This is a genomic window from Rhodococcus daqingensis, from assembly GCF_042665615.1.
In the GTDB taxonomy this organism is placed as follows: Bacteria; Actinomycetota; Actinomycetes; order Mycobacteriales; family Mycobacteriaceae; genus Rhodococcus_G; species Rhodococcus_G daqingensis.
Genome location: NZ_JBHTCS010000007.1, coordinates 58,548 through 80,304, shown reverse-complemented (window position 1 = coordinate 80,304; position 21,757 = coordinate 58,548). Strand labels below are relative to the sequence as shown.

Annotated in this window: 20 protein-coding genes; all 20 read right to left on the bottom strand. The window is 70.2% G+C overall.

Annotated features, from left to right (window positions below; translation table 11 throughout):
* Nucleotides 1-3 precede the first annotated feature (3 nt).
* The 20 genes from wag31 to ACFQS9_RS03960 all read right to left on the bottom strand — a co-directional run bounded on the left by wag31 (nucleotide 4) and on the right by ACFQS9_RS03960 (nucleotide 21,622).
* Nucleotides 4-834, bottom strand: a complete 831-nt coding sequence (gene wag31, locus ACFQS9_RS04055; RefSeq protein WP_077041923.1) for a DivIVA-like cell division protein Wag31 — start codon at nucleotides 832-834, stop codon at nucleotides 4-6.
* A gap of 145 nt (nucleotides 835-979) precedes the next feature.
* The gene (locus tag ACFQS9_RS04050; RefSeq protein WP_378401828.1) at nucleotides 980-1,267 is read right to left on the bottom strand and encodes a YggT family protein; all 288 of its coding nucleotides are present in this window, start codon (nucleotides 1,265-1,267) and stop codon (nucleotides 980-982) included.
* Between the two features lie 105 nt (nucleotides 1,268-1,372).
* Nucleotides 1,373-1,990 carry a cell division protein SepF gene (locus ACFQS9_RS04045; RefSeq protein ID WP_378401826.1) on the bottom strand — a complete coding sequence of 206 codons (618 nt, stop codon included), beginning with the start codon at nucleotides 1,988-1,990 and terminating at the stop codon, nucleotides 1,373-1,375.
* A 44-nt stretch (nucleotides 1,991-2,034) separates the two neighbouring features.
* Nucleotides 2,035-2,784 carry a YggS family pyridoxal phosphate-dependent enzyme gene (locus tag ACFQS9_RS04040; protein WP_378401825.1) on the bottom strand — a complete coding sequence of 250 codons (750 nt, stop codon included), beginning with the start codon at nucleotides 2,782-2,784 and terminating at the stop codon, nucleotides 2,035-2,037.
* Entirely contained in the window at nucleotides 2,777-3,505 is a 729-nt protein-coding gene (gene pgeF / locus ACFQS9_RS04035) for a peptidoglycan editing factor PgeF (protein ID WP_378401823.1), read from the bottom strand. The genes ACFQS9_RS04040 and pgeF overlap by 8 nt, the downstream gene beginning before the upstream one ends.
* Nucleotides 3,502-4,731: a cell division protein FtsZ gene (ftsZ, locus tag ACFQS9_RS04030; protein ID WP_378401821.1), complete on the bottom strand. Its 1,230-nt coding sequence runs from the start codon at nucleotides 4,729-4,731 to the stop codon at nucleotides 3,502-3,504. The genes pgeF and ftsZ overlap by 4 nt, the downstream gene beginning before the upstream one ends.
* A gap of 218 nt (nucleotides 4,732-4,949) precedes the next feature.
* The gene (locus ACFQS9_RS04025) at nucleotides 4,950-5,591 is read right to left on the bottom strand and encodes a cell division protein FtsQ/DivIB (RefSeq protein ID WP_378401819.1); all 642 of its coding nucleotides are present in this window, start codon (nucleotides 5,589-5,591) and stop codon (nucleotides 4,950-4,952) included.
* Between the two features lie 179 nt (nucleotides 5,592-5,770).
* Nucleotides 5,771-7,252 carry a UDP-N-acetylmuramate--L-alanine ligase gene (gene murC / locus ACFQS9_RS04020; RefSeq protein WP_378401817.1) on the bottom strand — a complete coding sequence of 494 codons (1,482 nt, stop codon included), beginning with the start codon at nucleotides 7,250-7,252 and terminating at the stop codon, nucleotides 5,771-5,773.
* The gene (murG, locus tag ACFQS9_RS04015) at nucleotides 7,249-8,352 is read right to left on the bottom strand and encodes an undecaprenyldiphospho-muramoylpentapeptide beta-N-acetylglucosaminyltransferase (protein WP_378401893.1); all 1,104 of its coding nucleotides are present in this window, start codon (nucleotides 8,350-8,352) and stop codon (nucleotides 7,249-7,251) included. Before murG ends, murC begins: the two co-directional genes overlap by 4 nt.
* 98 nt (nucleotides 8,353-8,450) lie before the next feature.
* Nucleotides 8,451-9,917: a putative lipid II flippase FtsW gene (gene ftsW, locus ACFQS9_RS04010; protein WP_378401815.1), complete on the bottom strand. Its 1,467-nt coding sequence runs from the start codon at nucleotides 9,915-9,917 to the stop codon at nucleotides 8,451-8,453.
* Nucleotides 9,914-11,380 carry a UDP-N-acetylmuramoyl-L-alanine--D-glutamate ligase gene (gene murD, locus ACFQS9_RS04005; protein WP_378401813.1) on the bottom strand — a complete coding sequence of 489 codons (1,467 nt, stop codon included), beginning with the start codon at nucleotides 11,378-11,380 and terminating at the stop codon, nucleotides 9,914-9,916. The genes ftsW and murD overlap by 4 nt, the downstream gene beginning before the upstream one ends.
* Nucleotides 11,381-11,382: 2 nt before the next feature.
* The gene (gene mraY / locus ACFQS9_RS04000) at nucleotides 11,383-12,462 is read right to left on the bottom strand and encodes a phospho-N-acetylmuramoyl-pentapeptide-transferase (protein WP_378401811.1); all 1,080 of its coding nucleotides are present in this window, start codon (nucleotides 12,460-12,462) and stop codon (nucleotides 11,383-11,385) included.
* Complete coding sequence (locus ACFQS9_RS03995) at nucleotides 12,459-14,015, bottom strand: UDP-N-acetylmuramoyl-tripeptide--D-alanyl-D-alanine ligase (RefSeq protein WP_378401809.1); 1,557 nt, start codon at nucleotides 14,013-14,015, stop codon at nucleotides 12,459-12,461. Before ACFQS9_RS03995 ends, mraY begins: the two co-directional genes overlap by 4 nt.
* Nucleotides 14,012-15,622, bottom strand: a complete 1,611-nt coding sequence (locus tag ACFQS9_RS03990) for a UDP-N-acetylmuramoyl-L-alanyl-D-glutamate--2,6-diaminopimelate ligase (RefSeq protein ID WP_378401807.1) — start codon at nucleotides 15,620-15,622, stop codon at nucleotides 14,012-14,014. The genes ACFQS9_RS03995 and ACFQS9_RS03990 overlap by 4 nt, the downstream gene beginning before the upstream one ends.
* A 190-nt stretch (nucleotides 15,623-15,812) precedes the next feature.
* Nucleotides 15,813-17,684, bottom strand: coding sequence for a peptidoglycan D,D-transpeptidase FtsI family protein (locus ACFQS9_RS03985; protein ID WP_378401805.1), 1,872 nt, complete (start codon nucleotides 17,682-17,684; stop codon nucleotides 15,813-15,815).
* A complete protein-coding gene (ftsL, locus tag ACFQS9_RS03980) occupies nucleotides 17,681-18,421 on the bottom strand; it encodes a cell division protein FtsL (RefSeq protein WP_378401803.1) in 741 nt (246 codons plus the stop codon). The genes ACFQS9_RS03985 and ftsL overlap by 4 nt, the downstream gene beginning before the upstream one ends.
* On the bottom strand, nucleotides 18,418-19,434 hold the full coding sequence (rsmH, locus tag ACFQS9_RS03975) for a 16S rRNA (cytosine(1402)-N(4))-methyltransferase RsmH (RefSeq protein WP_378401801.1): 1,017 nt from the start codon (nucleotides 19,432-19,434) through the stop codon (nucleotides 18,418-18,420). Before rsmH ends, ftsL begins: the two co-directional genes overlap by 4 nt.
* Nucleotides 19,435-19,601: 167 nt before the next feature.
* Nucleotides 19,602-20,033, bottom strand: a complete 432-nt coding sequence (mraZ, locus tag ACFQS9_RS03970; protein ID WP_027502251.1) for a division/cell wall cluster transcriptional repressor MraZ — start codon at nucleotides 20,031-20,033, stop codon at nucleotides 19,602-19,604.
* 502 nt (nucleotides 20,034-20,535) lie between these two features.
* Nucleotides 20,536-20,967, bottom strand: a complete 432-nt coding sequence (locus tag ACFQS9_RS03965; protein ID WP_378401799.1) for a DUF3040 domain-containing protein — start codon at nucleotides 20,965-20,967, stop codon at nucleotides 20,536-20,538.
* A 166-nt stretch (nucleotides 20,968-21,133) separates the two neighbouring features.
* The gene (locus tag ACFQS9_RS03960; RefSeq protein WP_378401797.1) at nucleotides 21,134-21,622 is read right to left on the bottom strand and encodes an SAV_6107 family HEPN domain-containing protein; all 489 of its coding nucleotides are present in this window, start codon (nucleotides 21,620-21,622) and stop codon (nucleotides 21,134-21,136) included.
* Nucleotides 21,623-21,757: the final 135 nt, after the last annotated feature.

Genomic DNA, 21,757 nt, shown 5'->3' with positions numbered 1-21,757 from the left:
GGGTTAGTTGTTGCCCTTGGCAAACGTCTGGCTCAGGCCGGGCTTGGCAGCCTCGCCTCCGAACGCCTCCTGGCCACCGTCCACGGGGACCGCCGAGCCGCGCTGCTCGAGCTCCTCGAGCTGCGACTCCAGGTAGGACTTGAGCCGCACCCGGTACTCGCGCTCGAACGTCTTGAGCTGCTCGATCCGGCCCTCCAGCACGCTGCGCTGCTGGTTGATGGTCGCCATGATCTCGGTGTGCTTGCGCTCGGCGTCGGCCTGCAGCGCGTCGGCCTTCTCCTTGGCCTGGCGCAGCTGCGTCTCGGAGCGCGTCTGCGCATCGGAGAGCAGGGCCTCGGACTTCTGCCTGGCGTCGGAGATCATCGCCTCGGAACGGGTCCGGGCATCGCTGACCAGCTGCTCGGAGTTGGTCCGCGCCGTGGTGACCAGCTGCTCCGATTCCGTCTTCGCATCGCCGGTCAGGCGGTCGGCCATCTCCTGGGCGAGGCCGAGGATCTTCGCGGCCTGCAGGTTGGCCTCTTCGGTGTTGCCCGGGCGGGCGACGGGCGCTGCGGGCGCGGGGGCCGCGACCGGGGCGACCGGCTTCGGCGGCTCGACGACCCGAACGGGTTCGGGCGCGGCGCCTGCCGGCCGAGGAGCCTTCTTCGCATCCGCGAGCTCCTGATCGAGCTCACCCACGCGCTGGCGGAGATCCGCGTTCTCCTCGATCAGTCGCGAGAGCTCCTGCTCGACGAGGTCGAGAAACGCATCTACCTCATCTTCGTTGTAGCCCCGCTTGCCGATTGGCGGCTTGCTGAACGCGACGTTGTGCACATCAGCTGGTGTCAGCGGCATGGAAGGATCCCTTCGCGCGTCTGTTGGCGGTCGAGCAAGCATTCAGTTATAGCGCATACAGCGGAAAACCTTGCAATCCGACTGTAACTGGCGTCCATTCTGTCACACCAGACCCGTAGGTCGCGCCACGACTCAACGAACGACATCACGCGGCCAGTCCTTGAACGACCGACATCAAGATGAAGACGATGAACAGCAAGACCATGATTGACAGGTCCAACCGAACCCCGCCGAGAGATATCGACGGAATAAGCCGCCGAAGCAACTTGATCGGTGGATCCGTGACCGTAAATATCGCTTCGAGAATGACCACCACAATGCCGGTGGGTCGCCAATCGCGAGCAAATGTCCGGATGAACTCGACGATGATCCGCCCGATGAGTAACAACCAAAAGAGGAAGAGCAGGAAGTAGATCACCGCGAACAAGGTCACTCCATCACTTTGCCTGACACGGCCGGACCGATCAAAACCGGATCGGTCCGCACCGGCATCCGGACATCCGGCCGGGCCAGCCTACTTGCGCCCGGCCGGGACCGCCTATTTCTGGTTGTAGAAGCCGGTTTCGGCGATCCGACGCCGCTCCTCCGCCGAGACATCGATGTCGGCGGGTGAGAGGAGAAACACTTTTGTGGCCACTTTGTCGAATGAGCCACGCAGCGCGAACGCCAGGCCGGCCGCGAAGTCCACGAGCCGCTTGGCGTCGGCGTTGCTCATCTCCACCAGGTCCATGATCACCGGGGTGCCGTCCCGGAAGCGCTCGCCGATGATCCGAGCCTCGCCGTAGTCACGGGGGCGGAGTGTGGTGATCTTGGACAGCGGTCCGCCCTCGTCGAAGATGGGCGCGCGTCGACTCTCGATGCGCGGCTGGGTGTCGACAGCGAGCGCGCCGCGGGTCGACGGCTGGCGGGCACCGACGGGGGCACCGGGACGGCTGCTGCGCGCGGGCAGCGGCTCCATCCGCCGCGGCGACACCGGGCGATCCAGTTCGTCGAGCTCGTCGCGAGGCGCGTATCCGGCGTCCTCGTACTCACGATCGAGTTCACCCTCGTATCGTCCACCGCGGGGTGCGCGACGGGGCTCCTCGAGGTAGTCGTCTTCGTAATCCTCGAGGGGGACCATGCCGAAGTAAGCCTTGAACTTGTGCAGAGTGCTCATCGTCGACCTTCCTTGGCGCGGCGGACAATCGGGCGGTGCGCCGATCAGTTCTTCGAGGCTATCGGCCGGGAACCCAACAGTGCGGTTCCGACACGCACGCAGGTGGAACCGTACCGCACGGCGACCTCCAGGTCGTCGGTCATCCCCGCCGACAACGCCGTTGCCGCCGGATGACTGGACAGCAGCTCGTTGTGCGCGGACTGCAACGCCGCGAACGCCCGCTCCGGGTCGGACCCGAGCGGCGGGACCGCCATCAGCCCCGAAAGCTCAAGACCGGCAGCCGATTCGGCGTGGTCGGCGAGTTCTGTGAGCTCGTCGACCGGAACGCCACCGCGAAGTGGGTCGCCGTCGAGGCTTACCTGGAGGAGCACGCGCAGCGGCCGCTCGCGACCACCCTCCTCCAGCGCGGCGGTGGCGGCCTTCGCGAGGGCGTCGACGAGCCTCGGGCTGTCCACGGAGTGAATTGCGTAGGCCCACTGCGCGATCGAGCGGGCCTTGTTCCGCTGGACGCTGCCGATCATGTGCCATCGGACGGCGGCGGAGTCGGCGGCGGTCATCGCGGCCAACTCGACGACCTTCGACGAGGCCTCCTGCTCGCGCGACTCACCGAACTCGCGACAGCCGAGTCCGTACAGGATCGCGACGTCCGAGGCCGGAAAGAACTTGGTCACCGGCAGCAGCTGGACGTCTGCGGGGTCGCGGTCGGCGGCCCGGCACGCGTCGGCCAGGCGCGCGGAGACCGACCGCAGGTTCGCGGCGATCTCCTCGGCCCGCGTTCGGCCCACCTCACCCACCTCCGGTCGACTCCATCCAGATGACACCCGCCAGCCGCCCGGTCGGGGCTCCCCTACGGTGACTGAAGAGCGTACGGTCCTCGATCGTGCAGCGCGGATCCTCCGCCACCCCGGACACGCCCGCCTGGAGCAGTTGACGGCGCAGCCCGGCCCGCAGGTCGATCCCGGGCGTGCCCCGCACCGTGGTGGTCGCGCTCCCGGGCAGGTGCTTCTCGACGTCCGCGCGCATCGCCGCCGGGACCTCGTACTGACGACCGCTCGCCGCAGGACCGAGGAAGGCACCGATCCGTTCGACGGCGGCACCCTTTGCCACCATCGCGTCGAGCACCCGGGGGACGATCCCGATCCGCGCGCCGACCCGGCCTGCGTGCACGGCCGCGATCACCCCGGCCTGGTCGTCCGAGAGCAGCAACGGTACGCAGTCCGCGGACAGGGTGACCAGCGCCAGGTCGGGCACGTCGGTGACCAGCGCGTCGGTCGCCTCGACGACGCCCGCGACGGGCCCGTCGACCACCGTGACGTTCCGGCTGTGGATCTGTTCCATCCAGACCAACCGCTCGAACGGCAATCCGATCCCGTCAGCGAGCCGACGACGGTTCGCCGCGACCGCCGCCGGATCGTCGCCGACATGGTCGCCGAGGTTGAAGGTGTCATAGGGGGGCGCCGAGACGCCCCCGGCCCGAGAGGTGACGACCCGACGAACCCGGAACCCGCCCGTCACCGACGCATGAACGAGGGCACGTCGACTTCGTCTTCGCCCTCTTCGTCGGCGACCGGGACGACCCGGGCCGAGGAGCCGACCGGAACCGGCGGCAGGGTCGATCCGGTGCTCGGGCGTGCTTCGCGAGGATCGCGGGCCTCGTGGGACTCCCGGCCGGATGCGGCCGGCGCGGGCTCCGGCGCCTGGTGCTGCGGCGATCGACCGATCTCACCGGCGCGACCGGCGCCGATCGGACCGTTGCCCGCCGCGACGGCCGGCTCGACCGGACGACGGGTCGGGGTTCCCCCGTCGAAGCCCGCCGCGATGACCGTCACCCGGACCTCGTCACCGAGCGAATCGTCGATGACCGTCCCGAAGATGATGTTCGCGTCGATGTGGGCGGCCTCCTGCACGAGCGAGGCCGCCTCGTTGATCTCGAACAGCCCGAGGTCCGAGCCACCCGCGATGGACAGCAGCACGCCACGCGCGCCCTCCATCGAGGCCTCGAGGAGCGGGGAGTTGATCGCCGACTCGGCGGCCTTGATCGCCCGGCCCTCGCCGCGCGAGGATCCGATGCCCATCAGCGCGCTGCCCGCCCCGGACATGACGCCCTTGACGTCCGCGAAGTCCACGTTGATCAAGCCCGGGGTGGTGATCAGGTCGGTGATGCCCTGGACGCCGTTGAGGAGGACCTCGTCGGCGCTCCGGAACGCGTCCATCAGGCTGACGGCGGCATCCCCGAGCTGGAGCAGCCGGTCGTTCGGGATGACGATCAGCGTGTCGCAGGACTCGCGCAGCGCCTGGATCCCGCTGTCCGCCTGTCCACCGCGCCGCTTGCCCTCGAAGGAGAACGGGCGGGTGACCACGCCGACGGTCAGCGCACCGAGCTTGCGGGCGATGCTCGCCACCACCGGCGCGCCACCGGTACCGGTGCCACCGCCCTCGCCCGCGGTCACGAAGACCATGTCCGCGCCCTTGAGGACCTCTTCGATCTCGTCCTTGTGATCCTCGGCGGCCTTGCGGCCCACCTCGGGATCGGCGCCTGCGCCGAGACCGCGGGTGAGTTCTCGGCCGACGTCCAACTTGACGTCGGCGTCGCTCATCAACAGCGCCTGCGCGTCGGTGTTGACGGCGATGAACTCGACTCCCTTGAGTCCCTGCTCGATCATGCGGTTGACCGCATTTACGCCGCCGCCGCCGATGCCGACGACCTTGATAACGGCGAGGTAGTTGTGCGGGGGCGTCATGGGCTCTCGCCTTCCGTGTGTGTGAACGCGCTCGGGGTGATGCTCGAACTACTGAAATTGCGTGGTGCTGGTGCTGCGGTACTTCTCGAGAAACAAACCCTCAACCTCAACCATAGGCTTAGGGTTATGTCAAGTAGCTGACTGAAACGAAACGCTATGCACGACAGGACCGATCCGCCAGCAGGCGCGCCGACGGGCGGCACGATTTGTCGTCGCGCTCATTTGACGGTGACCAGATCGGGACTGGAGATGTCGTAGACCTTGCCCGGTTGGCCGAGCAGCGGCAGCGCGATCGCTGACTTGCGCTCGGTGTTCTCCGCGCTCCCCCACACCAGTTGCCTGCCGTCGAGCAGGGTGATCCTGATGTCGGAGATCGATCCGGCGGCGACCTCCCCGACCTGGGCCCGCAGTGGCGGCGGCATCGAGGTGAGCACCTTCAACGCATCGACGGTCACCGGATCCTCCCGACCGGGCCGTTCGACCTTTAGCCGCGGGACGCCCGGCGGCGGTGGTTCGATCGCGTAGGCGACCGCCCCCGCGTCCATCAGGTGCGTACCCTCCGGCGCGTCGTAGAAGACGGCGGGTGCCCGCTCGACGACCGTGACCCGCACCGTGGACGGGTATCGGCGTTCGACGCGCGCGTGATCGACCTTCGGAATCGCGGCCACCCGCCTGGCCGCCGCGTCCACGTCGACCTGCAGCAGCGGCTTGCCGGTCGGGATCGCGAGAGTCGTCAAGACCTCGTCCCCGGGGACGCCGACGTTGCCGACCACCGAGATCTTCCGCACCGAGAGCACCGGGGTGAACCAGGCTGCCGCGACGAGACCCACCAGCGCCACGACCGACAGGGCGATGATCAACGGCCGCTTCCGATTACGCGGCCGGCTGCCCCGACGAGGTTTTCTGGCGGCTCGTTTGCTCTCCTTACGGTCTCGCTTGCTCCCCTTACGGTCTGGGCCTGCGGCGCGCGGGTCTGGGCCTGCGGCGCGCGGCTCGCCCACGGCAGTGGGGCGCGCGGCGCGACCCGGACTGTCCGTCGTCACCGCGGTCGGCCCGCGCCGGGTGTGGCCCCGAGAGCCCCGAGGATCTCCTTGCCGAGCATGGTCACATCGCCCGCGCCCATCGTGATCACGACATCGCCCGACCGCGCGAGCGCGGCGATCTGGCGTGGGGCCTGCGAGAGATCCGGCTGGTAGTGCACCGGCTTCGTGACGGCCTGGGCGACCAGCGCGCCGCTGACCCCGGGCAGGGGTTCCTCCCGCGCGCCGTACACGTCGAGCACCACCACCTCGTCCGCGAGGTCGAGCGCGGCACCGAACTCCTCGGCGAACGCCAGCGTTCGCGAGTACAGGTGCGGCTGGAAGACCACGATCACCCGTCCGGTCGCCGATTCGCTTCCCGGACGGACCAATTCGCGGGCCGCCCCGAGAACGACGCGGACCTCGGTGGGGTGATGGGCGTAGTCGTCGAACACCCGCACGCCGTTCTCGCGTCCGGTGGACTGGAAACGCCGATGCACGCCGCCGAACCCGGCGATGCCCTCGAGGATCTCCTCGACCGTCGCGCCCACCTCGCGGGCCGCGAGGATCGCGCCCAGCGCGTTGAGCGCCATGTGCCGACCGGGCACCGCCAATCGCAGTGTGCGCGAACCGTCTTCACCGGAGAGTTCGAACTCCGCCACCCCGCCGGTGTCCCTGGCCTGCCAGCTCAGCAGTCGCGCACCGAGCGCGATCCCCTCCACCTCGACGTCGCCGCTGCCGTAGCCGAGAATCCGGACGCCGGGCAGCGCGCGCGCGGCCACCCGCTGGGCCAGCGCCGCCGAGCCGGGATCGTCGAGGCACACCACGAGCAGCCCGCCGGGCGCGATCCGCTCGGCGAAGTCGTCGAAGACCTGGACGTAGGCGTCGGTGGTGCCGAAGTAGTCGAGATGGTCGGCCTCGACGTTGGTCACGATCACCACGTCGGGGTCGTACTGCAGCAACGAGCCGTCGCTCTCGTCGGCCTCCGCCACGAAGACGTCGCCCGATCCGTGGTGGGCGTTCGTCCCCGCCTCGTTGAGCTCACCGCCGACCGCGAACGAGGGGTCGACCCCGCAGTGCTGCAGGGCGACGACGAGCATCGAGGTGGTGGAAGTCTTGCCGTGCGTGCCCGCGACCAGCAGCGTGCGCTGGCCGTGCATCAGCGAGGCGAGCACCGCCGGGCGCAGCAGCACCGGGATGCCGCGCTCGCGGGCCGCGACCAGTTCCGGGTTGTCCTTCGGAATGGCCGCGTGCGTGGTCACCACCACCGTCGGGCCGCCGGGCAGCAGGTTCAGCGCGCCCGCGTCGTGCCCGATGCGGACCTGGGCGCCGCGGGCTCGCAGCGCCAGCACCCCGCGGCTCTCCTTGGCATCCGATCCGGACACCTGGCCGCCCCTGGCCAGCAGGATCCGGGCGATGCCGGACATGCCCGCGCCGCCGATGCCGACCATGTGGACTCGCTGCAACTCGGCGGGCAGTTGCGCCCCGCGCACCTCGGTCATCGACCGCCCTCCGACTTCTCCGACTGTCCGGACACCCCGAGTCCCTTCGCCACGTCGAGCACGATCCGGGCGACCGCGTCGGCCGCGTCCCGGTGCCCGGCATCGGCGGCGGACCTGCCCATCTCGCCCAGCCGGGCGGCATCGCCCAGCAACGGCACCACCGTATCCGCAACGAACTGCGGGGTGAGGTCCGCGTCGGCGACGATCATGCCACCGCCCGCCCGCACGAGCGGCTTGGCGTTGAGCTCCTGCTCCCCGTTGCCGTGCGGAAGGGGCACGTAGACCGCGGGCATGCCGACCGCGGAGACCTCCGCGACGGTCATCGCACCGGAGCGGCAGATCGCGGCATCGGCGGCCGCGTACGCCAGGTCCATCCGGGACAGATAGGGCACCGCGACATAGGGCGCCGCCGGGTTCACCTGGGCAACCTCGAGAGTGTTCTTCGGACCGTGCGCGTGCAGCACCGAGATCCCCGCCGCGGCCAGCGCGCCTGCGGCGCCGGAGACCGCCTCGTTCAGCGAGCGCGCGCCCTGGGATCCGCCGAACACCAGCAGGACCGGACCGTCCGCGGGCAGGCCGAAGTGCGCGCGGGCCTCGGCACGCAGCGCGGCGCGGTCGAGCCCCGTGATCGACGCGCGGACGGGGATCCCCACGACCTCCGCCTCCGTGGCGCCTCGTGCGGCGACCCCGGAACCTGGCACCGCGGCCAGCACCCGGGCCGCGACCCGGGCGCCGATCTTGTTCGCGATCCCGGCGCTGGCGTTGGCCTCGTGGACGACGACCGGCACCCGCCTGCGGCGGCGGGTGAGCCCGCGGCCCGCCGCCAGGTACGCGGGCAGCGCCACGTAGCCGCCGAATCCGACGATCACGTCCGCGTTCGTCTCCTCGAGCACCTCACGGGTGCGACGCACCGAGCGCACCACCCGCCCGGGCAGCCGGAGCAGGTCCTTGGACGGCTTGCGCGGCAGCGGCACCGGCGGGATCAGTTCGAGGGGGTAGCCACGCTCGGGCACCAGGGTCGTCTCGAGACCGCGCTCGGTACCGAGCGCGGTGACCGTCACGGAGGCGTCGAGGCGGCGCAGCGCGTCGGCAACCGCCATCGCGGGCTCGATGTGTCCCGCGGTGCCCCCGCCGGCGACGACGACGGACAGACCGGTGGAGGAGGGCGACGCGACGGGGGAAGTCTCTGCTGTGCCGCTCACCTACGAAATCCTCGCTCTCCTGTGCGGCCACTCGACCGTCGTGTCCGCTCGTCTGATGCTAGTGCTCGCCCGCGTCGCGGATCCGCGCGCCGTGGGTCGGCGCCCGGCTTGCCCGCGACCGCCCGCCTCCGCGGCGGGGCTGCGGCCCGCTGCTGGGCCGCCCGCTGCTGAGCGGCTCGCTGCTGGGCCGCGCGCTTCTGGGCCGCCTTCGCCTGTGCTGCCCGGCGAGCGGCCTCCGCCTTGGCGGCCGAGTACTGCTCCGGCATGGGCAGTCGCAGCATCCTGCCGAACCGCCCGACCTGTCCGGCGTGCAGGGCGGCCACCGCCTCCGGCTCGTGCCTGGCGGCGTTCGCGATGACGCCGAACATGAACAGGGTGATCGCGATCGAGCTGCCGCCCGCCGAGACGAGCGGCAACTGCAGCCCGGTCACCGGGAGCATCCCGATCACATAGCCGATGTTGATCAGCGCCTGGGCCAGGATCCAGGTGGTCGCGGTCGCGGTGAGCAGGCGCAGGAACGGGTCGATCGAGCGCATCGCGATCCGCAGGCCCGCGTAGACGAACAGCCCGAACAGCCCGATCACCAGCATGCAGCCCAGGAAGCCCAGTTCCTCGCCGATGATCGCGAAGATGAAGTCGTTGTGTGAGTTGGGCAGGTAGCTCCATTTGGCCCGGCTCTGCCCGAGCCCACGGCCGAAGAATCCGCCGTCCGCGAGCGAGAACTTGGCCTGCCTGCCCTGGTAACCGATGCCCTGTGGGTCGGCGCCGGGGTTCAGGTAGGCCTTGACGCGGTCGGATCGGTAGCCGGCGGTCAGCGCCAGGACCAACGCCGCCGCGATGCCCGCCCCGACGATGCCGAGGAACAGCCGCAGCGGGAGTCCGGCGAACCAGAGCAGCGCCGCCAGGATGATGCCGAACGCGATGGTGGTCGACAGGTTCGGCTGCAGCACGATGAGCAGGCAGACGAGGAGCGCGGCGGGCACCAGCGGCACCACCAGCTCCTTGACGGAGGCGTTCTCGCGCCGACGGGAGGCCAGCAGGTGAGCACCCCACACCACCAGGGTCACCTTCGCCAGCTCGGAGGGCTGGAACGACAGCGGGCCCAGGGTGAACCAGCGGCGGGCGCCGTTGGACAGGGTGCCGATGCCGGGGATGAGCACCAGGGCCAGCAGCACCACCGACACCGCGAACGCGGGCAGCGCCATGGTGCGCATCACCCGCACCGGCAGCAACAGCGCCACGTAGAACAGCACGGCTCCGAGCGCGACGAAGATCACCTGCGTGGTGAACACGCCGTAGGCGGAGCCGGTGTCGGCGTAGGCCTCGACGCTCGAGGACGACAGGACCATCACCAGGCCGAGCACCGTCAGCAGTCCGGTGATCGTGACGATCAGGTGGAAGGACGCGAGCGGACGCGCCAGCCAGGCACCGAACCGGGTGCGGGGTCCCGCGGCCTTGCTCATCGCGGCCGACCCGCCACTTCCGCCACGGCCTGGGCGAAGCTGCGACCGCGGTGGCCGTAGTCGGTGAACATGTCCAGCGAGGCCGCCGCGGGCGCCAGCAACACCGTGTCCCCCGGCCGGGCCATCGAGGCGGCCGCGCGGACCGCGCGCGCCATCACGGCGTCGGGCGATTCCGGGCTCTGCGCGGCACTCACCCCTGCATCGTCTCCCGCATCCACCCGCACGACCGGCACCTGCGGCGCGTGTCGCGCGAGCGCCCGTGCGATCTGCGCCGCATCGCGCCCCAGCAGGACCGCGCCGACGAGCCGATCGGCCACCTCCGCGACGAGTTCGTCGACGCTGGCACCCTTGAGCAGGCCGCCCGCGACCCACACCACCCTCGGATGCGCGAGCAGGGATGAGCGCGCCGCGTGCGGATTCGTCGCCTTGGAGTCGTCGATGTAGGTGACGCCGTCCGCCTCGGCGACGAGCGCCGCGCGATGCGGACCCACCTGATACCGGCGCAGGCCGTCCCGGACCGCGGCGGGGCGGACGCCGATCGACCTGGCCAGCGCGGCCGCGGCCAGCGCGTCCATCTGTCCCGCGGGCCCGGGCGGGGTGACCTCACCGACCAGCGCGAGGGTCTCGTCGTCCCCGAAGGCGCGGTCGACCAGCCGGCCGCCGTCCACTCCCAGTTCGCCCGGCGCGGGCATCCCGAGCCGGAAGCCGATGGTCCGACCCGCGGTGGACACCCGGGACAGTCCCGCGGTGACGGCGTCGTCGAGCCCGAGCACCGCGACGTCCCCGGTCAACACCTGGGCCTTCGCGTCGATGTAGCCCTGCATGCCGCCGTGCCAGTCCAGGTGGTCCTCGGCGATGTTGAGGATGACCCCGGCCGTCGGGCGCACCGACGGCGCCCAGTGCAGCTGGAACGAGGAGAGTTCGACCGCCAGCACCTCGTTGCGCGGGCCGTCGGCCCGGAGCGCGTCGATGATGGGCAGGCCGATGTTGCCGCAGGCGACCGTCGCGATACCGGCGGCCCGCAGGATCGATTCCAGCATCGAGGTCGTCGTGGTCTTGCCGTTCGTGCCGGTCACCACCAGCCAGCGCCGGGCGGGTCCGTAGACCTCCGCGCGGTCGAGCCGCCAGGTGAACTCGACGTCCCCCCAGATCGGGATCCCGGCCCCGGCGGCCGCGGACAGCACCGGCGCGTCGGGACGCCAGCCGGGGCTCGTGACGACCAGCGCGAACCCGCCTATCGCCGCGGCGGCCGCGTCCGGCGCGGCGACCTCGACCCCGGTCGCGGCGGCCAGCTCGTCCAGCGACGCCTGGTTGCCGTCGGTGACCGTGACGTCGGCGCCCAGCTCTCGGAGCGGCTCGATCAGGGCACGGCCGGAGATGCCGGATCCCGCGACCAGCACCCGGCTACCGTGCAGGCGCGCGAACTCGGGCGGGAGAACGGCGGCAGCGTCTTGGAATGACAAGCTCAGCCCCCGATGTCGGCGAGATACTCGCTGTAGAACAGCGCGAGACCGATGGCCGAGGCGATCGCGGCGAGCAACCAGAATCTGATGATCACCGTGGTTTCCGCCCACCCGGCCAACTCGAAGTGATGATGGAACGGCGCCATCCGGAACACCCGACGCCTGCTCGAGCGGAACACCGCGACCTGCACGACCACCGAGGCGGCCTCGGCGACGAACAGCGCGCCGACGACGACCATGAGCAGCTCGGTGCGGGTGGTGATGGACAGGCCGGCGAGCAGGCCTCCGAGCGCCAGCGACCCGGTGTCACCCATGAAGATCTTGGCGGGCGCGGCGTTCCACCAGAGGAACCCGATGCACGCGCCCGCCGCGGCGGCGCAGATCAGCGCCAGGTCCAGCGGGTCGCGGACGTCGTAGCAGCCGGCCACGGGGTCGGTCTCGCAGGAGTTGCGGTACTGCCAGAAGGTGATGATGGTGTACGCCCCGAGCACCAGCGTCATCGAGCCGGCGGCCAGACCGTCCAGGCCGTCGGTGAGGTTCACCGCGTTCGACCACGCGCTCACCAGCAGGTACACGAACAGGATGAACACCACCGAGCCCATCGACACCGTCGCGATGTCCCGCACGTACGACAGTTGCGTGCTGCCCGGGGTCAGCCCGGTCGCGCCCGGGAACTGCAGGGCCAGGATCCCGAAAAGCACCGCCGCGATCAGCTGGCCGACCAGCTTCGCGGTCTTGTTCAGGCCGAGGTTGCGCTGCTTGCGGATCTTGATGAAGTCGTCGAGGAAGCCGACGCAGCCGAGGACCGTGGTCAGGCCGAGAACGAGCAACGTGGACGCGCGCGGACCGTCCGCGTCGTAGCCCATCCCGATCAGGTGCGAACCCCAGTAGCCGGCCCAGATACCGGCGATGATCGCGACGCCGCCCATCGTCGGGGTGCCCCGCTTGGCCTGGTGGCTCTCCGGACCCTCCACCCGGATCTCCTGACCGAAACCCTGGCGCGAAAACGCCTTGATCAGGACCGGGGTGAGCAGGATCGCCACGGCGAGCGCGATCCCTCCCGCGAAGAGGATCTGTCTCACTGGTCTTCCTCCGTACTAGTCCGCTGCTCGCCCCCGTGGTCGGCACGCGTGCCGGCGAGCAGTGTGTCCGCAACTGCCCACAATCCGACCGACTGCGAGGCCTTGACCAGGACGATGTCGTCGCCGGCCAACTCCGCCTCGAGCACGGCGATCGCGGCCGCCTGATCGGGCACGAGGATCGACTCCTCGCCCCACGAACCCTCCATGACCGCGCCCTGGTGCATGGCGCGGGAGGGTCGACCGGTGCCGACCACGATCAACCGGCTGACGTCGAGCCGAACCGCCAACCGACCGATCGCATCGTGTTCGATCACTGATTCTGGCCCGAGCTCGGCCATTTCCCCGAGTACCGCCCAGGTACGGCGCGGCGCTGGGCCGGACCGGCTCATGGTGACCAGGGCCTTGAGCGCGGCCCGCATCGAATCCGGGTTGGCGTTGTACGAATCGTTGATCACCGTGACGCCGTCGTCGCGGTGACGGACATCCATCCGGCGCACCGACGCGGCGGTCGCGGCGCCGAGTGCGGCCGCGATCTGGCCGACCGTGGCACCGCATTCGAGGGCCACCGCGGCCGCCGCGAGCGCGTTGCCGACCTGATGTTCGCCGTGCACACCGAGCTGGACCCGGACGGTCGCGATGTCACCCTCATGGGCGGAACCCACCGGGTAGCGGCACTGCAGCGTGAAGGCGGGGCGGGCCTCCGCGTCGAGTCGGACGTCCACCGCGCGCACGTCCGCACGCTCGGACTGCCCGACCAGCACCACCCGGGCTCGGGTCCGCGTCGCCATCGCCGCGACGAGCGGGTCGTCGGCGTTGAGCACCGCGACCCCACCGTCCGCCGCCGCGGGCAGCGCCTCGGCGAGTTCGCCCTTGGCCTGCGCGATCGCGTCGCGAGAGCCGAATTCACCGAGGTGCGCGGTGCCGACGTTGAGGATGACGCCGATCCGCGGCGGTGCCGTTTCGGCGAGCGCGGCGACATGCCCGATGCCCCGGGCGGACAGCTCGAGAACCAGGAAATCGGTGTCCGCATCGGCGCGCAGCGCGGTCCACGGGTGGCCCAGCTCGTTGTTGAACGATCCGGGCGGCGCGACAACCGAGCCGAGCGGCGAGAGCACCGCGGCCAGCAGGTCCTTGGTCGAAGTCTTGCCCGACGACCCGGTGACCCCGACGACGGTCAGGCCCTGGGCCGCCAGGTCGTCGGTGCTGGCCCGCGCCAGGGCGGCCAGCGCCTTGAGCACCGCGGCCCCCGAGCCGTCGGTGTCGTGTTCGAGGGCCATCGCGTTGGTCTGCGCGGGCGGCAGCGGCGCGACCACGATTGCGGGGACGCCGACCGGCCGCGCGGCGAGCACGGCCACCGCGCCGGAGGCGACCGCGGCGGCCGCGTGATCGTGACCGTCCACGCGGGCGCCGGGCAGCGCGAGGAACAGCCCGCCCGCGGTGACCTTGCGGGAGTCGAACTCCACCGTGCCGGTCACCATGGTGTCGGGGTCGTGCACGTCGTGCAGGGTGCCGCCGACGATCTCGGCGATCCTGGCCAGGCTCATCGGAATCATCGGACTCCCCCTCCGTCGCTTCGCCGCGCCGCGTCTATCGCCGCGGCGAGGACCTCGCGGTCGTCGAATGGGTGCTTCACCCCGTTGATCTCCTGTCCGATCTCGTGTCCCTTACCCGCGACGAGGACCACGTCGCCCGGCCGGGCCCAGCGCACCGCCTCGGCGATGGCCTCCGCCCGGTCGGCGAATTCGCGTACCTGCCCGCGCGCCGACTCGGGCACGCCGAGCGCACCTTCCCGCACGGCCGCACGGATCGCGGCCGGATCCTCGGTGCGCGGATTGTCGTCGGTGATGATCACCAGGTCTGCTGCCCTGGCGCTCACCTCACCCATCATCGGCCGCTTCCCCTGGTCACGGTCGCCACCGGCGCCGATCACCACGGCCACCCGGCCGGCGGACTGTGCCCGCAGGGTCGCGATGACCGCCTCGAGTGCGGCCGGCTTGTGTGCGTAGTCGACGACCGCGAGAAAGTCCTGTCCCCGGTCGACGCGCTGCACCCGGCCGGGCACGTCCACCGACGCGATGCCCTCGGCGGCCTGCGGTAGATCGACACCCGCCGCGTCGAGGATCGCGAGCGCCAGCAATGCGTTGGCCACGTTGTAGTGGCCCGGCAGGCGCAGCGCGACCGGCAGCGACCCCGCGGGTCCGTGCGCGAGAAACCGCTGCGAACCGTCGTCGGCGGCGACGACCTCGGAGGCGGTCCAGTCCGCGCCGCCGGTCGTCGCGGAGACGGTGGTGGGCGCGGCCTCCGCCGACGCGACCTCCGCCATCCGACTGCCCCACTCGTCGTCCACGCACACCACGGCGCGGTGGGCGCGCACGGTGGATGTGGCGGCGAACAGTCGGGCCTTGGCCTCGAAGTAGTCGTCGAGTCCGTCGTGGAAGTCCAGGTGATCCTGCGACAGGTTGGTGAACCCGCCGATCGCGAAGTCGGTTCCGTCCACCCGGCCGAGCGACAGCGCGTGGCTCGAGACCTCCATCACCACGGTGTCGAGCCCGCGCTCGAGCATCACCGCGAAGAGCGCGTGCAGTTGCGGGGCCTCGGGGGTGGTGAGCGCGCTCGGCACCCGGCGACCCTCGATCCTGGTCTCGATGGTCCCGACCAGTCCGGCCCGACGGCCGGACGCGGTCAGCCCGGCCTCGACCAGGTACGCGGTGGTCGTCTTGCCGGAGGTGCCGGTGATCCCGATGACCTGCAACCGGTCCGCGGGCCGTCCGTAGACGGAGGCCGAGACCTCGCCGAGTACCGACCTCGGATCCGGGTGCACCAGCACGGGCAGCGCGGTCGCCGGGGCGAGGGCTGCCAGCGTGGCCAGGCCCGCGGCGTCGGTCAGCACGGCGGTGGCGCCGCGTTCGAGGGCGGACGCGGCGAACTCGGCGCCGTGCGCACGGGCCCCGGGCAGTGCGGCGAACAGGTCCCCGGGCTCGATGCTCTGCGCGCGCAGCTCGACCCCGGTCACGGAGACGGGGGCGTCGCCCGCGACGTGAGCTGGGCCCGCGACCCACTCGACCCGCGCGCCGATCAGCTCGGCCAGCGCGGTCACCGGCGTCCGCGGGGGGTGTTCGGGGCGCAGGCCACCAGGCGCGGAGCCTGCGGAGCCTGCCACCTCTCCCGTCGAGTGCTGCGGAGTGTTCGTCCCTTGCACGGGCAGGTGGCTCCTCTCGGGTTCGGATCGGTGGCTGGGCTGCTGGCCGACGTGTCAGGTTACCGGCGAACGGTCACAGACCGGACTCGGTCGTCGACTGCGGCGTCGACGACCCGTGTGTTGTCGGTCCCGGGGCCCGTTCCCCGGCGGCTCAGTCGGCCTGGAGCACCAGTTGTCGCCCGGGGTCGGCGGACAGCGGGACCCGGTCCCGCTGCAGCATCCACGAGGCGATGTTGTGGAACAACGGAGCGGCGGACTGGCCACCGGATCCATCGGCGCTGCGCGTCGGGGCGTCGAGCATGATGCCGACCACGAAACGGGGGTTGTCCGCCGGGGCGATGCCCGCGAACGTGATCCAGTAGTTCGAGTTCGAGTAGCACTTGCACGCGGGGTCCACCTGCTGCGCCGTGCCGGTCTTGCCGCTGATCTGGTAGCCGTCGACGGCGGCGGGCGCGCCCGTGCCCTGCTGGTATCCCATGGGATCGCGCTGGGTGACCGCCCGGAACATGTCCCGCACGGTCGCCGCGGTCTGTGCGCTGACCACCTGGACGCCCTCCGGGCGCTCCGTCTCGGTGCGGTTGCCGTCCGCATCGACCGTCGCGCGCACCACCCTGGGCGCGATCCGGACTCCATCGTTGGCCATCGCCTGGTACATCCCGGTCATCTGCAGCAGCGTCATCGACAGACCCTGGCCGATGGGGAGGTTGGCGAAGGTGCCGCCCGACCACTGGTCGCGGCTGGGCACGTCGCCCGCGCTCTCACCGGGCAGACCGACGTCCGTGCGCTGGCCGAGGCCGAAGCGGGTCAGCATGTCGGCGAAGCGATCCTCTCCCACTCGCTGCGCGAGCATCAGGGTGCCGACGTTGGAGGACTTTCCGAAGACACCGGTCGACGTGTACGGCGCGACGCCGTGCGCCCAGGCGTCCTTCACCGACACCCCGGCCATCTGGATCGACCCCGGAACCTGCAGCACCTCATCGGGTTTGGTGAGCCCGTACTCGATCGCCGCGGCAGCGGTGACGATCTTGTTCACCGAACCCGGTTCGAACGGGGTGCTGACCGGCAGGTTGCCCAGCTCGGCCTTGCCACTGTTGCCGACGCCCAGCGACGGGTTGAAGGTGTTGTCGTTCGACATCGCGAGCACCTCGCCGGTGTGCGCGTCCAGCACCACCGCGGAGGCATTCTTCGCGCCCGAGAGGTTCTTGGCCTGCTGCACCTGCTGCTGCACGTAGTACTGGAGATCCGTGTCGATCGTGAGCTCGACGGTGGAGCCGTCGACCGCGGGCTGCTTGTCCCGCCAGCTGCCGGGGATCACGGCGCCGTCCGAACCCCGATCGTAGGTCTGGGAACCGTCGGTTCCCGCGAGGGTGGAATCGAGCGAATCCTCCAGCCCGAGCAACCCGTGACCGTCCCAGCCGGTCGCGCCCACCAGGTTCGCGGCGAGCGAGCCACCGGGGTACTCACGGATGTCCTGGCGCTCGAGCCCGATCTCGGGGAACTCCTCGCTCAGCTTCGCGGCGACCGCGGGGTCGACGCTGCGGGCCAGGTACACGAAGGTCTCGTTGCTCTTGAGCTTGGCGAGCAGGTCCTTCTTCGGCGCCGAGTCACCGAGCTTGGCATTGATGCCCTTGGCGATCGCCTCGAGCCGGTCCTCGACCTTCGGGTCCTTGTCGTTCTTCGCGTGCGCCGCCTCGATCTCCTTGCGCACCTTGGTCGGCTGAAAGGTCAGCGCCTTCGCCTCCATCGTGAAGGAGATCGGGTTGCCCCGGCGATCGGTGATCGAGCCCCTCGTGGCCGGCTCGATCACCGTCACCGAACGCTGATTCGCGGCCTCGGCCGACAGCTTGGGCGCCTGGATCCCCTGGATCCAGAGCAGCTGCACCGAGGCGACACCGAGCGCGATGAACATCATCACCCGCCCCGTCCGGTACCGGAACCGGAACGAGGAGGTGTCGTCCTGGCGGGCACCGCGGCGGACCGGCGCACGACGCGGTGCGGGTGCGGGCGCGGTACCTCGGGTCACCCGCGACCGCCCGCGTTACCTGCCTGTCCGGGGTCCGGGGTGGGCCTGTTCATGGGTACCAATTGTTCACCCTGAGCCTGCAGCTGCGGCTGATTGGCCGCCAACGGCGCGCCGGGACGGGGCGCCGTCGTGGTCGGTGCCGCAGGCCGGGTCGTCGGCACCGGGACCGCGGCGTTGCCGGTCCGCGGCGTCGCGCTGGACTGCGCTGGCGCCGGGGCGTTCAGCGGTGCCGCCGGTGCGCCCTGCGCCGGGGTCGGCTTGCCGACGACATCCACCGTGCCGTCGGGGCGCACGACGAGTCGGGCGACCTCCTTGGCGGGGATCATGCCGAGTTCGGTCGCCTTGCGGGCCAGTTCCGGTGCGGAGTTCCCCGCTTCGACGTCGCGCTGGAGCGCGGACCGCTGCTCCATCAGATCCTGGTTGTGTGCCTTCGCCGCACTGAGCTCGTAGGAGTCCTCCGCGGCCCGTGTGGTCAGCAGCAGGGTCAGCGCGAGCCCGACGGACAGCAGACCGATGATGGTGGCGACGAACGGGATTCGCGCGGTGAACTTGCCGCGGCCACAGTCCTGGACCTCACCGACCGGATGGATCGCGGCGCGCTGCTGCCTGCGCTCGTAGGCGCGCTGCGCGGCGGTGGAACGCTTGCCGGCGGCCACCGCGGCACGGCCGCGCCCCCTGGGCCTGACGACTCCGGCGCCACTGGATCGAGAACCGCCCGGCCTCACGGGAACTGTCATGCCGTCACCCTCCTGGAAATCCGTTCGGCACTACGCAATCGGACCGGGGCCGACCGCGGATTCTCCGCTATCTCCTGCTCACTCGCCCGCTCTGCCCCACGGGTGAGCAGTGCGAACTCCGCACCCATTCCCGGCAGTTCCATCGGGAGTCCCTCCGGGCTACGGGATTTGGTGCGGGGTGTCAGTTCTTGCTTGACGATCCGGTCTTCCAGCGACTGATACGACATGAAGACCACGCGACCGCCGACCGCGAGCGCATCGAGCGCCGCCGGGATCGCGGCGCGCAGCGAATCGAGCTCCCCGTTGACCTCCACGCGGAGCGCCTGGAAGGTTCGCTTCGCGGGGTGCCCCCCGGTGCGTCGCGTCGCCGCGGGAATCGAGGCGTACAGCACCTCGACGAGCTGCGCACTGGTCGTGAAAGGCTCGATCTGCCTGCGGCGCAGGATCTCTGAAGCGATACGGCCGGCAAAGCGCTCCTCACCGTAGGTGCTGAGCACCCTGGCCAGGTCGCCGTGGCTGTAGGTGTTGAGCACGTCGGCCGCGGTCAGACCCTTGGTGGGATCCATCCGCATGTCCAGCGGCGCGTCCACCGAGTAGGCGAAGCCTCGCTCGGCCTCGTCCAGCTGCATCGACGAGACGCCGAGGTCGAACAGGATTCCGTGTACCGACTCGACCGGCGGCAGACCCGCCTGCTCGAGCGCCGGGACGATGCCGTCATACCTGGTGTGCACCAACGTGACTCGGTCGCCGAAGGGAGCCAGTCGACGGCCCGCGATCTCAAGGGCGTTGGGATCTCGGTCGAGTCCGATCAGATGCAGACCCGGGTAGGTCCGCAGGAAGTGTTCGGAGTGGCCGCCGGCGCCGAGTGTCGCATCGATCATCACGGCACCCGTGGCGTCGGGTGCCACCGCGGTCAAGGCCGGACCGAGCAGTTCGTCCGCGCGACCGAGCAACACCGGGACGTGCCCGAACTCGCCGGTGGGGGCGGGGCCGTCTGCCTCATCGTCCACCATGGCTGCCTCCGGGTCTTGAGTGCGTCGGGAACACCGATCGCGAGGGGAAGAGTGACGAATGCCTCGAGGTCCCTGTCCGATTGATCGAACCTGGCGCTGGGGAAGTGCGTCAGGGTCGGCGTTCGGGCAGAGGCCTCGCGGCACTCGCCGTACGGCTCCTGGCTGGGCTAGAAGATCTCGCCCAGTGACTCGGCTCTGGCTTGTGAGTAGCTCTCTTCGTGCTCCTCGAGGTAGCTCTGCCACGCCTGCGCGTCCCAGATCTCGAGGAAGTCGACCGATCCGATCACCACGCACTCCTTCGACAACCCCGCGTAGCGGCGGTGGTCGGCGGAGAGTGTGATCCGTCCCTGGGCGTCGGGGTGCTGCTCGTCGGTACCCGCCGCCAGACCGCGCACGAACGCGCGGGCCTCGGGGTTACTGCGTGACGCCGCGGCGGCGCGGCGTGCGAGAGCGGCGAACTCTTCTCGGGGATACACCGCGAGGCTGTGGTCCTGCCCTTTCGTGACCATCAACCCTCCCGCCAGTGCATCTCGGAACTTCGCGGGCAACGTCAGTCGCCCCTTGTCGTCGAGCTTCGGCGTGTAGGTACCGAGAAACACTCGACACCTCCACCCTGCGTTCCGAATCGAACGCCCTAGGCCCTTGCGGTCCGCCTCCGCGTTCCGCTGCGCACCACGTTACCCCACTTTCCTCCACTTTCAATGCCAATTTTGGCCCCCAGGACCAAAATTGGCCGTAAATCTCCAGGTCACAGCGGTGGTGCGATGTGGGGAAAAACTGTGCGACCTTCCCCACTATCGGAGCGTCCTCCGAATCCCTCCGTCGCGCCTCGGCGAAAATCGCAGCTCAGAAGGTCGTCACGAGCCGGCCCCAGAGGGACCACACCGACGCGGGGGGCGAAGTGGGGAGAGCCGGGGGGGAATGTGGGTGAAAGGTGGGTGGCGCGCACCCGACAGCGCCACGCGCCGGGAGAACGGCGCTACCGCCGACCGCTACCGCCAACGCAGAAGCGCGGCCAAAAGAAAACGGCGCGATACCTTTCGGTGTCGCGCCGCCTGCTCGTGCCTGCCGCCGGGATCTCGCTCCCCGACGACGGGTCAGCTACTCCTGTTCGAATCTCCGCTTGAATCGGTCTTCCATCCGCGAGGAGAACCCTCCGCCGCTTCCGCCGGTCTTGCGGCCGTCCGAGCGCTTGCCTCCGACCGACCCCTTCACGGGACCGCCGGCCTCGTCAGGCACTGCCGAGAGGCCCTTCTTCGATCCCCGCATGAGGAACAGGACCCCGGCTCCAAACATCACAACGAATCCGAGCAGGCTGATGATCGGGAATCCGCCCGGCTTGAACGGGAGCGCAACGCCCGCTACCAACAGGACGAGTCCGAGTAAGAAGAGAGCTCCGGCCTGAATTCGACGCTTGCTCGAGGCAGCACGCATGCGGCCTCCCCTCACGGAGGAAGCAAACTTCGGATCTTCGGCGTAAAGCGCGCTCTCGATCTGATCGAGCATCCGCTGCTCGTGCTCGGAGAGTGGCACGGTACCTCCCCCGGCACTAAAGGTGGCGACCGATCCGTTGGTACGAAGCGGCGGGTTTCCGACGTTGGCGGCTACCTGTCGTCAATGATACGAGTACACGTCGCGGCGTACCACCTAGTCCATCGACGAGATGCCAACTTATTTCGCTCGCACGGCAGATCACCTGCTAGGCAGACCTCCCCACAATCGCGTGCGGCGCGTCGACGAGGTGACGATCGCCACCGAGATGATCCTCGACGGCGGTGAGGAACCGAGAGACCTCGAAGTAGAAATCCTCGGCCTCGGAGGCGGTGATCGTGCGCGAGATGCCCGCCTCGATGGCCGCCCTGGTGGCCGAGTACCCCGCGAAGAACTCCGACCAACCGGCAAGCGACGGTTCTGCGCGGGCGAGCAACACCCACGCACTGCGCGATCGGGTTCGCGGCCGCTGCCCACCTCCGAGCGCGGCCCCGGCACCACGGAGCGCGGCGAGGTATGCGGAACGGAACCGATCGGACGGGCTCGGCGCCCCGGCCGCCTCCGCCAGCAACGCGTCCGCCCGATCGAGCAACGCGCGCGCGTGCCGGGAGACCGGGGCGCCCACCCGTGACACCGCATGCGATGCCGATGACGCCGGAGCCCCCACCCGGAGGGCCGCCCTTGCTTGACCTGCCATCTTCCGAACACCTCCTGCGCAACCACACACCTGCCGCGACGACCGGCCAGGCCTTAGGGTCGGAATCCGGCGAAGCCCGCTTCCCTCGCGCTTCGCCGGATTGCCGACATCGAACATCCGTTCGACATATTCAAT